Origin of the sequence: Psychroserpens algicola (genome assembly GCF_014526325.1) — a bacterium.
Classification (GTDB): domain Bacteria; phylum Bacteroidota; class Bacteroidia; order Flavobacteriales; family Flavobacteriaceae; genus Psychroserpens; species Psychroserpens algicola.
Genome location: NZ_JACNMJ010000001.1, coordinates 65,391 through 80,823 on the forward strand (window position 1 = coordinate 65,391; position 15,433 = coordinate 80,823).

Below are 15,433 nucleotides of genomic sequence, written 5' to 3' on the forward strand. Positions count from 1 at the left end.
TTATATAGATCTACCTGGATTTCCTACAATTTTTGAACCTTCAGGAACATCGTTTAACACGACTGCTCCCGCTCCAATAATAACATTTTGCCCTATGGTTACATTTTCTTTTATCACTGCATTTGCGCCAATAAATGACTGCGCCCCAACACTTACATTACCGAGTAAAACAGCACCTGGAGCAATATGCACGCCATTTGAAATACGACATTCATGCTCCACAATACAACCTGTGTTTAAAATGCAATAATCACCAATAGCAGCCAAGGCATTCACTACTACATTTTTAGCAATAAAGTTGCCTTGCCCTAAACTTATCACTTCGGAAATATTAGCACTTGGATCTATCGCATTTAATAGTGTTTTATTCTTACTAAGAATTAATTGTGCTACTTTTTTTCGGATAGCATTGTCTCCTATTCCTAAAATATAATCATAGGATTGGTCCCACTCTGAAAAGGATGCATCACTCTCAAATCCGAGATATGTCAGCCCAAAAGGATTCGTTGTCATTTGTTCTTTTTCAGTATAAAACTGAAGATTCATCAAACCAGCCTTAGCCGTTTCAGCAACAACAAAACCATGACCTGAATATCCTACTAAAACAATTTTATTACTTGACACTACTTGGAATATTTACAATTCGTTCCTCTAAAAATATAGCATTTTTTTGACTATCCCTTTGAAAGTCCTTATACATTGGCAATCTAAACATCAATTGCCAAATAGGTCTGGTCATGACATTTTCGCTGTTTGTATATTTTAAAAAGGCTTCTCTTTCTTGTTTATTTTCAAGCTCAACACACATGAGCCAATAGTTGGCTTCTGTGCCTGGTAACTCGGTTCTAAACTTGATACCCTGAGTTTTAAAAAAGTCGGCATAGACTTGAGCGATGCTTCGCTTTTCAGCTAAAAAAGCATCCAGCTGTTCTAATTGCGCACAAGCTAAGGCTGCATTCACATTAGGCATTCTAAAATTATAGCCCAATTCATCATGAAAATACTCATAAGGATGTGGTTGCTTTGCGGTTGTAGTAAGATACTTTCCGCGTTCGGCAAGAGCAATAGAATTACTCACAATAGCGCCTCCACCTCCTGAAGTGACAATCTTATTACCATTAAATGAAAACACACCTAAGGCTCCAAAACTTCCTGTAGGTTTGCCTTTGTATGTACTTCCCAGAGATTCGGCGGCATCTTCAACGATAGGAATATGCCATGTGTTACAAACTGAAATCAGTTCTTCTAAATGCACAGGGAATCCGAAAGTATGCATAGGCAAACACGCACTGATTTTTCGGCCTGTTTTTTTATTGTAACAGCCATCAGCTCTCAGTTCGCCATTTTCTTCTAAAAAAGCAGCGACAGCCTTTGGCGATAATCCCATCGTATCTAAATCGACATCTAAAAATACTGGATGTGCCTGATTATAAATTATGGCATTTGCAGTAGCAACAAATGTGAGTGCTTGGGTGAGCACCTCATCACCTGGTTTCACACCTGCTAAGCGAAGTGCAACTTGTATTCCGGCTGTACCATTAACAACAGCAACTGCTTTTTTTGTTTTTGAAATTTGCGCCATCTGCTCTTCAAACTGATCTACAAATTTTCCTACGCTAGACACAAAGGTAGTATCGATACACTGTGCCAGGTAGTCTTTTTCTTTGCCTCGGAATTTTGGCACATGAAGCGGAATAAAATCCTGCGTGCCATATAATGATTTAATATATTCTGTGACGGTGTTATAGTTTCCCATTACATTTTTGAATCTAGATATTTACCAGTCTCTTTGTGACCAAAATCGGGTATCATATGATGGAATAAAGCGACTAAATCCTGCTTTTTCCATGATTTCTTAGATTTGAGTTGTTGAATCGTTTCCGAAAAATGATTTAGCTTGTCATTGTCGTAGTTAGGTTCATTTTTAATAATCCCTATGCCGCTAAATCGATTCATATCCAAAACTTCAGCATCTGTAAAAAATTCTTCATAATCCTTCTCTCCTGTGGTATCACTTTTAGTGAATAAACACGGCCATTTTTTATTAGCAATATGGGTTTCAATATCGGCTCTTGCTTCATCTTCACTCTCGCACAAATACGGTTCGTATCCTAAGTTTTTTAAATATTTCACTGCAATATCAGCAAAGGAAATTAAGTGTAAAGACTCTTCAAGTTTCGGGAAAAATATATCTCTATTATCTCCTAACAAACAAGACGACAAGCACAATTCGCCAGCTTCCTGAGGCACTACAAAATAACGTTTGATATCATTTGGCGCTACAATGGGTTGCTTTTTTTGAATACGTTGATTAAAGCCATGCAATAAAGAGCCGTCAGAAAAAGCCACATTAGCAAAACGCGCTGTAGATATCTTGATGTCTTTACTCCTACGCATTAAAAACATTTCCATAATGCGCTTAGAAGCGCCCATCATATTGACAGGATTAGCTGCTTTATCGGTAGAGACACAAAAATATTTTTTAGCCTTATTATCGATAGATTGCTGTATGGTTTTATCGGTATTAAAGATATTTACATTAATCATTCGCATTAATGTATAAGGATCTTTTTCGCTTCTTACATGTTTTAAAGCCGACAAATTTAAGATGTAATCATATTGACCATCAGCTTCAATAAAAGCATCGTATTCTATGGAGCCAATATCTAAAGCAAAGGTTTTAAAATCACCTTTGATGTATCCAAATGAGCTTCGGATATCTCTAACCAATTCGACTAAATTATTCTCACTAATATCAACAACGTGTAACTTTTGAGGATCTCTTTTAAATATTTCTTTAGTAACTGCCTGACCTATAGAGCCTGCGCCTCCTAAAACTAAAAATTTTGACGTAGATACTTTAGTGTATAATTCTTTTTGATTAAACTGAATATCTTTGGTAAACAACATGTTTTCTCTACCAATAAGTCCTAATGGTACACTCATAAATTATTACAATTGTTTTAGAAATTTTAAATCGTTTTTTTACTTGTAATTAATTGGGTACAATGATACGACAATTTGCCAAGGCTTAAAAGGTTAAAGCCATTCTTTCTCTAGTTTGAACCAGTTAACACACCGCTTATAATTAGACAGCCAGATGTTTTGAAATCACTTCTAAAACACGCTGTGTTGCTTTACCATCCCATAGCTGAGGAATTTGACCTTGCTTATACTGTCCTGAAATTATCTGTTGAACACGATCTAAGATTTTATCCTGATCAAAATTCAATAAGGTATTAGACCCGATGTCAATAGTGCTAGGTCTTTCGGTATTTGGGCGAAGCGTTAAACAAGGAATTTGCTTATAGGTCGTTTCCTCCTGAATGCCGCCACTATCGGTTAATACCATAGCACTATTATGAATTAAATTCTGAAAACTAAAATAATCCATTGGTGCAGCAATAGTTAAATGATCTACAGCTTTAAAAGCATCTTCTAAACCGTGAGACTTTATATTTTTAAGCGTTCTGGGATGCATCGGAAACAGGACACGTTTCTCTGAAGGCAAACTTTGAATAAGTGCCAAAAGCTGATCCAAGCCTTTTTTGTTATCAACAGTCGCAGGCCTGTGAATGGTCATTAAAATGTAGTCACCTTTATTTAAATTGTAGGTCGATAACAGTTCCTGATTTTCAATATCATTTTCAAAAGCACATAAGGTATCGATCATCGTATTTCCTACAAAATGAATCTGATCTTTAGATTTGCCTTCATTGATAAGGTTATCAATCCCGCTTTGTTCGGTCACAAAATAAAAATCGGTAATCTCATCTACTAAAATCCGGTTAATTTCTTCAGGCATGGAGCGATCAAAACTGCGTAGTCCGCTTTCCAGATGCCCTAATTTCACGCCCAGTTTGTAAGTTGTCAATGCAGCTGCTAATGTAGAGTTGACATCACCAGGCACCAACACCATATCGGGTTGGAAAGTGTTTATAATATTTTCGAGTTTGATCATGATCTCACCTACTTGCGAATTGGCTGATGCAGGTTTTATATTGAGAAAAAAATCAGGCCAAATATCTAACTGATGAAAAAAGACATCTGCCATTGAAGCATCAAAATGCTGACCAGTATGCACAATTTTAATATCGAATTGATTCGGAAATTGCTTAGCAGCAATCGTCTTAAATTGAGTGATTTTAATATAATTTGGTCTTGTACCAACAACAATTAATAGTTTCTTCATCTATAAATGGATCTAAATCTGCAACAAAGATATTTTAATATTTGAAATCAACTAATAGTCACTACAATAGCTACATAAGACTTTCAACAAACGTCAGTATTTATTTTCATACTGAGCATTAGAATCATGCTATATAATACGGCATTGAATCAGGACTAATGATTATGCAAAAACTACAAAAGTTTTAGCGAATTACCTCAAAAACATCTATTGCGTTCAAAAAAATTGCAAATAAGGCAAGATTTCCTCAGAAAAGCCGATAAATAGATTTAATCGACAAAATCTTTTAGTATCTTTGCCAGACCCTCTGTTTACTCACAATCTCAAACAATATAACAATAGATTGAGATTTTAAAATGACAAATTTAAACGCTATGAAACATTGCTACTTAACAACATTAACTTTACTTGTTTTTGCCTTTGGCTTCAGCCAATCTACAATCGTTACTGTTGACAGACCAAATATCATTGGACCTACAGCTACAGGAAATTCACCTGAAATAGCTTCAACAGGACTCGTTAGAGGCTCTGGAGTGTCACTGGCTAGTTCAGGAGCTAATTTCACATCAAACCAATGGAATGGAACTTCTCAAGCAGAAGCTGTAACTAACAACGACTATATTGAATGGTCGGTTAGTGCTAGTGCAGATAATAGTATTGAAATTACTGAATTTGATATTCGTAATAGAAGAAATGCTAACGGCCCAACTAATTGGCAAGTATTTTACAGTCTGGATAACTTTACTACTCCAGGAATTGCGGCCATTCCTGTACAAACGTCGACTGCTACAGCTTCTAACTTCAATTTTAACGGCTTAAGCATTATTTCAGGTACTGCTGGAACTGTAACCTTCAGGTTATACGCATGGAATTCGGTTACCAATAATGGCTGGTTTAGAATTGCAGCCAGAAATGCCTGGTCAGATTTTGGAATCGCCAGTCCAGGTTTACGTATCATTGGAACCATAACAACAACGACATTAAACAGCACTGAATCAAATATTATTGCTACGGCTTTTGATCCAACAGACAATATTGATTATACATCTTATAATGCGACCTCTGGTTTAACAACGTCTAATGCGATTAAAATAGGTGAATTTACAATTCAGGATGGTGGTAATGATTTAACCGATACCGATGTAGTTTCAACAATTTTAACCGGATTAAGTTTCGACATTACTAATAATGAAAATATTGCTGCATTAGCTCTATTTGATGGTTCGACTAATATTTCTGAAGTCACTTCAATTTCAAGCACAGTAGATTTTAGTGGAATTATAGGTCTTTCTGCTCCAGACGAAAGTTCAAAGACTTTTGATGTTTACGCAACATTCAATTCTGTAGTTACTGATAATGATCAAATCCAACTTACAATCAGTTCAGCATTAGCCGATGCTGTACTTGGTTCAACGTTCAACGATTTTGATGGTGGTGGTGCTCAAACACCAATTGCAGGAGACGACAACCGTATAGAAGTTACGGCGACCGCATTCGAGTTTGAACAACAACCAACCGATACCTACCAATTTGAAATCATGACACCTTTCCCAATTGTTATTGCTGTTGATGGAAATGGTAATCAAGATTTAGATTACAATGGTACTATTTCTGTAGTCGCTGCTGGTTCTTTAGAGCCTTCTCTTATAAATTACACGATGACTAATGGTAGTGCAACATTTGATTCCATTGTATTTACTGAAAAAGAAACTGTGACGACCTTATTAGCATTTGGAGGTGGCTTATCACCTGCAGTAAGTGATCCTTTTGATGTTAATGGCCCTTTAATTTGCATTGCTGTTCAAGATTTTGATGCTTCAACACCAGAATGGAACTACTCTTCAAACGTTGCTACATTTGATAACGGTTGGGGAACCGATGGTTATTATGGTCTCATTGACATTTCAAGTGCTTCTCCTTTAGATAACTCTTCTTTTTCTAATACTATATTTGGTGAAAATGACCTTAACGACGAAGGCGATAATGGCACAACGGGGTTTGCGACCTTATCATTTGACCCAATAGACATTAGCAGTTTTGAGAATGTTAAATTATCATTTGACTGGGATGTTCATGGTTATGTCAATAACAGCGACGATGCACAATACAGACTTGTGTATGATGGTGTTAACCAACCTGTCGTTTTTCTGTTAGACGGAAATGGAGCAATAGATACTGATGAAGGAACAGTTTCGATAGATATTCCTGATGCTGTTTCAACTATAGCTTTACAAATTAGAGTAAGAAATAACGGTATAAACGGTTACTCAGGTTTTGATAACTTTAAATTAGTAAGTGTTTTTGACGGACTTCTTTATGTTGATAATGGCTGGTCACCTAACCCACCTTCAGACACAACAGGAACCGATAATGCCTATGTATTAGATGGCACTTACAATGTCGCAACAAATATCGAGCTTAACAATTTATATGTAAATATTGATGCTGCAACATCAATTAGTGCCGGACAATCGATAACCACTAACTCAGGACTAGTTAACAATGGTACTTTTGAGTTAAACTCAGTTTCAACTTCTTATTCTAGTTTAATTGTTAATGGTGCAGTGGATGGCGATGTCATTTACAAAAGACATGTTAATACAACATCTGATCCTGGTGAAAGTGGTGAAAACGATTTAATATCTGCTCCAGTTTATGGTCAGACCTTTGGAGATTTTGCTGCTGCAAATTCCAATATCGTAGAAAACCCAAGTGATGTATCAGTTAAGCTATTTGGACCTTTTAATAAATTCACAGGACTTTACCAGTCTTATGATCTTGATGTCCCAGCCGATGCCAATGCTATTTTAGATGTAGCTAATGGTTATAGAGCGGCTTCAACAAATTCTGATACATTTACTTTTGAAGGATTGGTTGCAAATACTGTAATATCAAAACCTATAGTTGTTTCTGGTCCAAATTCTCCTGAATGGAATCTTATCGGAAACCCTTATCCATCTTATTTAAAACTATCTGACTTTTTAGCTAGTAATAATTCTGAGTTTGACCCTCCTAGTGCTGGTATTTACGGTTATGACGGAGATGCTTCTGATGGATGGCAAATATGGAATTTAGCCTATTCGGATGCAAACCCTAATGCTAAAATCACACCTGGCCAAGGCTTTTTAGTAGCGTCTAAAGCAGGAGGCGCAACCATAACTTTTACGCCTACCATGCGTACTATTGGTACAACTGATGATTTTATTGCTGGAAGATCGGGCAGCCAAACTTTAGCACATTTAAAACTTCAAATGCGAACTACCGATGCATCATACAATACTGACATTTATTTTAATGATAATGCGTCGCTAGGAATGGACATTGGTTATGATTCATCCCTTTTTAGTAATTATACACCATCATTTTCACTGTATTCTCATTTAGTAAATGATAATACTGGATTAAATCTAGCTGTTCAATCCGTGAATTATGATGCTATAAATGATGTCGTCATTCCATTAGGAGTTCATGCAAATCAAGGTGAACAAATAACAATAAGCATTTTTGAAACGAATATTCAAAGTGATATAGACGTTTACTTAGAAGACACTTTAGCAAATACGTTTACTTTATTAAATGCTTCAGATTATGTATTTACATCTAATACTAGCTTATCTGGAACAGGGCGTTTCTTCTTAAGGTTTTCTGGAGATGCTTTATCAACTCCTGAAACTAACTTTGATACCATTCAAATTTATACGACAAAAACACCTAAAGTTCTTCATATAAATGGTGTATTACAAAATGACACAAAAACTACAATCTTTGATATTCAAGGGCGCTTAATTATGAGCGAAACTTTAAATCAAAATAATAGCGATCATCAAATTGATATTTCGAACATAAAATCTGGTGTATATATTGTAAGACTGGATAATGGTTTACAACAAAAATCTCAGAAGGTAATTATTAGATAAATATTCTTCCCTAATAAAATTTAAAAGCACGCATTTTAATGTGTGCTTTTTTTTGGTCTATAATCAACTTTTATGTTTCGTAACTATTTAATAACAATACCAAATATTGTAATTAAGAAGAATTACTATATTTGCAATCCCTTATTCTCAAAGCGTTTAGGGGATTTTTAAGGTTTTACCGATTAACGACATATTTTATCGATATATGAAACATTTTTACACTTTTTTACTACTTCTTTTATTAGGGAATTTAGGATTTGGACAGACGACAATCTGGGTTGAAGATTTTGAAACAGATGGTGACTCTGGCATTCGTTATAGTTCATCTAACACTTTCAACGACGGAACTAATGACCATTTTGGAAGAACAGACGGCTCTGATATTAGTGGAACTTATAATTTACCAAATAACTCGTTTTTTTGGGCTGGTGAAGATTTAGATGATAATGGTGGAGATGGATCTCCTACAAAAACTATTACTTTCAACTCAATTAATATCTCAGGATATACGGATATTACATTTAAAGGATTATTTGCATCTGGAAATGGTGGTTCTGGTTGGGATGATGGTGACATTCTTTATTTAGAATATAGCCTTGATGGTGGCCCATATCAGAAATTTATACAGTTTGCTTCTCCGAGTGGCGGTTCTAATGTAGGATTGAATCATGATCCTAATTTAGATGGTACTGGCGAAGGAGCAGCAATTACAACAACTTTCACTGAATACTCTTCTTTATTAGGAGTTACAGGAAATTCTATTCAAATAAGATTATTTGTGAGTGCAAACTCAGCAAGTGAAGAATTTGGATTTGACAACTTGATTCTAGAAGGAATTCTTGCATCATCTGGCCCTAACAACCCAGATGCTTTTTCAGCAGCTGTAGTATCCTCATCGCAAATCAATTTAAACTACGACGATAATGCAGATGGTGATGATGTGGTGATTGTATTTAATACCGATAACAATTTTGATACACCATCAGGAACACCAACTGTAGGTAATGATTTTGGTGATGATGAAATCTTATTTATAGGCAATACCTCAGGAACGTTTAACCATACCGGATTAACCGAAAACACCACCTATTACTATAGAGCCTATTCTTATGATGGCACTGATTATTCTGTAGGATTAAGTGCTGATGCTACAACGCCTTGTAATGCTATTGTCGTTACCAATTTAAGTCCGTTTCAAGAAGGATTTGAAGGCGGAACGGTTCCTCCGAGCTGTTGGGCATCTTTTAGAGGTACGAATGGTTTGGGAACTGCTCAAGATTGGGAACTTAGTACTACTCCAAATTCTGGAATCAATGCTGCTTTTGTGAGATACGAGAATGTAAGTGGCGGAAATGCAGAAGACTGGTTAGTAACACCAGCATTAGATCTAAGCACATTGACAAATACAGAATTATCTTTTTTCACTAGAGATGCTGGTTTTGGTGATGATAGTGATTATTCTATTAGAGTTTCTACAACATCACAAACAGATCAAGGGACATTTTCAACAGTGAATTCATATACCGCTTTTGGAAATACTTACATTAATGAAATAGTTGACCTATCTAGTTTTGATGGTCAAACCATTTACATCGCCTTTGTAATGTCCCAAGATAATGGAGATAGTTGGTACCTTGATGATATTGAAGTTAAAGAAGGAACTTCAAAACTATCTGATATCGTTGAAGCAAATTATGACGAACCTAATAATATTGATTATACCTTATTCCCTAACGCAACACCTTTAACAACTAGTAATGCTATTAAAATTGGAGAGTTTACTATTAGAGATGAAGGCGGAGCACCAGATACTGATGGATTAGGAACAACACTTACAGATATTACGTTTACTGTTGATGGATTCGAAAATATAGATGCGATTGCTTTATTTGACGGACCAGCAAATGTAGGAGAAGTGACTAATGTTACTGCAAGCACAACATTCAATAGTTTAAATTCTGGAAGTGGAATTACAGCTACAACTGGCTCAAGTACTACATTTTGGGTATATGCTACATTTAAAACAACAGTTACTGATAATGATCAAATTCAATTAACAATAAGTTCAGCTACGGCAGATTCAAGTGGTTCAACCTTTGCGACATCAGATGCTGGTGGCGCAACAAATGATCTTACTGAAACAGATGATAATAGAATTGAAGTTACAGCTAGTCAATTAGTATTTTCTCAACAACCACCTTCTTCAGTTGCAATCAATGCAGCTATGGCTGACGTCATTGTTGAAGCTCAGGATATCAATAATAATGTTGACAGTGATTTTATTTCTAACATAGATATTACCTCAACAGGTGCATTAAGTGCAAGTCCAGTTTCTGAAACGGCTATAGCAGGTATTGCTACGTTTAGCACGATAACACATACAGCTGCTGATACAAATTTGGAATTAACAGCGACTGACGGTACTTTTCTGGTAACTAGTACTACATTTGATGTTTCTGTTTTACCATCAGTAATTGCAATTCAAGATTTTGAGACGAGCCCACAAACACCTGTATTTAATTACTCAAATACAAATGGAGGGTTTGCCACAGGATCTGGCCCTGTACCTAATGATGATAATTTCGTATCTGGCACCAGAGGATGGGAAGCAAATAATGAGACTTCAACACTTACTTTTGGACCTATTGATGTTTCGGGCTACACTGATATTGAATTAGATTTTAGACTAGCTGCTTTTGCCACATCTACAAATGGACTTGATGTTGGAGATAACGTTCTTGTAGAAGTTAGTTTAGATAATGGAGCTACATTTTCTGATGAAATTGAGATTAATGGTAATGATAATGCCAAGTGGTCTTTTGATACTGGTGAGGCTTCTGCAACTGTTGTTTATGATGGTGATAATAGTCAAGCTAGTTTTGCACCTGCTGGAGGAGGAAATAGAACTACTGATGGCTATTCATTTATTTCAGTTACTGATATTACAAATTCAAGTCAATTAGTCATACGAATAACAATGGCTAATAATAGCAGCAATGAATTTTGGGTTATAGACGATGTAATACTAAGTGGTATTTTACTTCAAACTAATGACAGTGACTCAGAAATTTATGCAGCTACTCCACAAATAGGCAATTCAACAATAATTGCTGCTAACTCAACTACAATTGCAACCGATGCTGAAGTATTTGGTTTCGTTATCGATGACCAAGGTTCTGGTGATGGTTTAGCAACCAACGTAACAAAAATGCGTTTTGTACCTGGCTCAGCCAACACGGCTTTATGGTCAACAGCTATTGAAGGTATTACGCTTTACGATGAAAATTTAGTGGATTATACGCCAGCAGTTACTATTTCTGACACTGAAATTATACTAGATTTTGGTACGCCTATTTCTATTACGGACGGTGGTTCATTAGAGTTTGTATTAGGGTTCTACTTAAAAACTACAGGTATTGTCGATAATAGTATTGTTCAATTTCAAGTCGATGATTCTGCCAATGGATTTACAGCTGATACTTCAGGTTCTGGTTTTATTGACCCATTGACTTCAGGAACCTTCACTGGTCCAGAAACGACAATTAATGTTGTGGCTAGTGATCTCGTATTTGGTCAGCAACCTACAAATACTGAAATCAATATAGCTATTGATCCTGCAGTAATTGTTGATGCTGTTGATACTAATGGCAATCTAGATTTAGACTATACGGACCCTATTGACTTAACTATAACTACGCTTACGTTTGCTGGGAGCGCAACAACATCTGTAAACGCCATCAACGGTAGTTCTACGTTTGATAATTTATTAATAAATTCAACAGGAGTTGGCAACTTAACTGCTAGTTCAACTGGGTTGAATGACAGCTCGTTAAGTGATCCATTTGGTGTGGCTCCAAACCGCTCTAACATTTGGTGTGAAACTTTTACGGATAACTCTTTATACAATGTGACTCTTGGAGGTGAAGGAAAAGGTCCTGATACAATTGAAACCGATTATTTCCATATCACTGACGGTTCAGATATTGACATAGCTTATAATGGAAATAATGGAAACTTTTTCGCTGCTCAGGATATTGATGATGGATCATGGACTGGAAGTGCTAACCCAAGTCAGTTAACATGGACTGGCATTAACATTGAAGGCTATAGTGGCATACGCTTTTCAGGAAAATTTGCTTCTGCTGCTCTAAACTCAATCGATCCTGCTGATGAAGTTTTAGTTGAATACCGAACAAATGGAACTGATCCATGGGTAAGCTTTTTAGCTTTTAAAAACAACGGCATAGATAATAATACTTTTTTCCAAGAAGACACAGATTTTGATGACATAGGAGATGGAATACAGTTAACTGATACATTTCAAACATTCAATAAATTATTATTGACAACGGCTTCAGATACAACAATTGATTTGAGATTAACTGTAAGAGTGAATTCTGGAGCAGAGGATGTCGCTTTTGAAGACTTTAAAATAGAAGGTATTGGAGGAACATATCCAGGAAATGCTGCTACAGGTTTTGATGGCCCATTAGGCACTGGGAGTTTTGAAATTGATGCTAGCTCTGGCTCTACAATAAATTTCATCTATAATAGAGGTGTAGGTGGTACTCTTGGATTGTTTGAAAACCACATCGTAGTATATATAGATAGTAAAGCAGGTGGAATTACTTCAACTACTAACTTAATTGATGCAGGTGACGATGGAAGAAAAGCTATCTCTGGATTTGATGGTAATCTTTTAAGATCTGTTGTGAATTTTCCTCCAGGTTTTGAACCTGATTATGCTATATCACTTCATAAAGATTTTGCAGGCTTATTTGAAATAATTGAAAATGGGTCTCACAACTTTATACAAAGTGCAAACTTAAACCCTTTAGGAAGTAATAACAATGCTAATTATACCTTTAATATCGACTTTTCTAGTATTAATGCATTAGCAGGAGGTGAAAGCTTTAAGTTTTTAGCTACATATATTAATGCTGCTGGAGCATTTAGATCTAATGAATCTATAGGTGATAACACTGCCACAGGCAATCCTGGTACAAATCCAATTGAATTCACAACCTATTATCAAGCATCTAGCAGAAAGAAAGGTGGATTAGCACCATCTACAGCTAATGGATTATGGACAACAAGTGAAACTTGGGTTAATGGTAATGCGCCTTTAGATGGTGATGAAATTATAATCAACAATACGGTTAACCTTAACACAGATTACACCACAAATGACATAGAAATTACTGCTACAGGAATTTTCACTGTTAATTCGGCTTCTGATTTTGAAATCACTGGAGGTGTTGTTGGTAGTGGACTATTTAATGTGAATGGTGATTTAATTATTTCTGAAGGTGGATTCACAAACATAGTACCAACATACACAACAGGTTCTAGTTTAACTTATAATAATATTCTTGCAACATATAATAGATTTAACGAATGGCAACCTGGAACAACAGTTGGATTAGGCGTACCAGACAATGTTATTATTGATAACTCTGATTTAGATCTAAGCAATCCTAGTGCAAATATAACTGTTGAAAATTTCGCTGTCGGTAATAATGTATCTGTATTCAATGGCGGAAACCTAAATATTGACCCAACAAAGTCATTAACTGTAAACGGTGATTTCGCTAATGTGATTTCAACAGTTAATATGAATTCAAATTCGCAGAAATATTCTAGTTTAATAGTTGGTGGAACTTCTATTGGTGAGGTAACATATAAACGTCACGTTAATACATTTAATAATACCACTGGAACTACTACTGGTCAAAACGATTTAATATCAGCCCCAGTTACCAATAGTAGTCAAACATTTTTAGCTTTTAGAACAGTAAACACTAATATTCCTACAGGAACAATTGGTGGTGTTCCATCATTTTTATTCGGTCCTTTTGATAATGACGCTAACACTTATATTAACTATAATGCATCTAATGATAGTGATGTTTTAACTGCTGGAGTTGGATATCGCTCTGCTTCTACTAATACTTCAACATTTACATTTGTTGGAGATGTCGAAACTAATAGTGTTACAGTTGGTATTGATGTTGGTGCATTAAGCGAATGGAATCTTATTGGTAACCCTTATCCATCTTACATCTCAATGTTAGAGTTTTTAACAGAAAACGATGGTGCTTTTAACAGTTCATCTTCTGGAATTTATGGATATGATGGTGATGCTACTGACGGATTTGTTGTTCGTAATTTAGGATACTTTGTGTTAAACCCTGACGAGCTTATAGCACCAGGACAAGGGTTTTTAGTAGCCTCTGTTAATCCTGCAGCTACAGTTAATTTTACACCAGCTATGAGAATGACTGGTTCTTCTGATGATTTTATTATGGGTAGACAAGGCTTTTCTGAAAATGCCTTTATCACTTTAGAAATAAGTAAAGACGATCTAATGTATATGACAGATTTGTATTTCTTAACAGAAAATGTATCTCTAGGGCTTGATCCAGGATATGACACTAGTGTATTTGGAAACGTAGCTCCTGATGATTTTGCAATTTTCTCTCATCTTATTGAAAGCAATGAAGGGATTGACATGGCAATTCAATCATTACCTTCATCTAGTTTGTCTAGTGTAATTGTTCCTTTAGGTGTTAATGTAAATAATGGTGAGCAATTTACTATCAGTATCAAAGCGTCGAGTTTACCTGAAAGTATTGATGTATATTTAGAAGATACTATAAACAATACACTTACACTACTAAACAATAGTGACTATGTGTATACAGCAACTACAGATATTAATGACACAGGGAGATATTTTTTAAGATTTACTGAAAACTCATTATCAACTCAAGAAAACAGTTTTGATAACTTAAACATCTACAATTCGAAAACAACTAAAGAAATTGTAGTTAATGGACAATTATTAGAGAACACTATATGTAACATCTATGATATTCAAGGTAGAATTATATTCTCTACTACTGATTTAGATTACACCTCTCTAGAAAACAGAATAGATGTTTCAACAGTAAGTACAGGAGTTTATATTATTAAGTTACAAAGTAATAACTTAGAAAGAACTCAAAAACTGGTTATTGAGTAAACATTCAAGTTACAAATAACATAAAAGACATATTCTGTATTTTGGAATATGTCTTTTTTTTATCGAATAATTAGTACATCAACATGTGACCTTTTTTCATAAATAGGTCTAAATAATGAATACTTATCAACACGAAAACGTTTTCGTGTTATAAGTATATACAAGTTAATGTATCTTTACATGCCTCTTAATTAGAGGCTAAAGTTTAAAATAAAAAAATGATGAAAAATTACGCATCCCTTAAAGTTAATTATCTTTTATTTATAACGTTTTTGGTTTCTTTATTGACCTTTGGACAAA

6 protein-coding genes are annotated in these 15,433 nt (G+C 35.3%); 2 read left to right on the forward strand and 4 right to left on the reverse strand.

Annotated elements, in window-relative coordinates; translation table 11 throughout:
• The 4 genes from H7350_RS00310 to wecB form a co-directional block, all read right to left on the reverse strand.
• A complete protein-coding gene (locus H7350_RS00310) occupies positions 1-624 on the reverse strand; it encodes a NeuD/PglB/VioB family sugar acetyltransferase (RefSeq protein WP_204343879.1) in 624 nt (207 codons plus the stop codon).
• On the reverse strand, positions 614-1,756 hold the full coding sequence (locus H7350_RS00315; protein WP_204343880.1) for a LegC family aminotransferase: 1,143 nt from the start codon (positions 1,754-1,756) through the stop codon (positions 614-616). Before H7350_RS00315 ends, H7350_RS00310 begins: the two co-directional genes overlap by 11 nt.
• Positions 1,756-2,946, reverse strand: a complete 1,191-nt coding sequence (locus H7350_RS00320) for a UDP-N-acetylglucosamine 4,6-dehydratase (protein ID WP_204343881.1) — start codon at positions 2,944-2,946, stop codon at positions 1,756-1,758. Before H7350_RS00320 ends, H7350_RS00315 begins: the two co-directional genes overlap by 1 nt.
• 142 nt (positions 2,947-3,088) lie before the next feature.
• Positions 3,089-4,192: a non-hydrolyzing UDP-N-acetylglucosamine 2-epimerase gene (gene wecB / locus H7350_RS00325; RefSeq protein ID WP_204343882.1), complete on the reverse strand. Its 1,104-nt coding sequence runs from the start codon at positions 4,190-4,192 to the stop codon at positions 3,089-3,091.
• A 374-nt stretch (positions 4,193-4,566) separates the two neighbouring features.
• Here wecB and H7350_RS00330 point away from each other — a divergent pair, with 374 nt between their 5' ends.
• Both H7350_RS00330 and H7350_RS00335 read left to right on the forward strand, forming a co-directional pair.
• Complete coding sequence (locus tag H7350_RS00330; protein ID WP_204343883.1) at positions 4,567-8,109, forward strand: T9SS type A sorting domain-containing protein; 3,543 nt, start codon at positions 4,567-4,569, stop codon at positions 8,107-8,109.
• 205 nt (positions 8,110-8,314) lie between these two features.
• On the forward strand, positions 8,315-15,133 hold the full coding sequence (locus H7350_RS00335; protein ID WP_204343884.1) for a T9SS-dependent choice-of-anchor J family protein: 6,819 nt from the start codon (positions 8,315-8,317) through the stop codon (positions 15,131-15,133).
• Positions 15,134-15,433 lie beyond the last annotated feature (300 nt).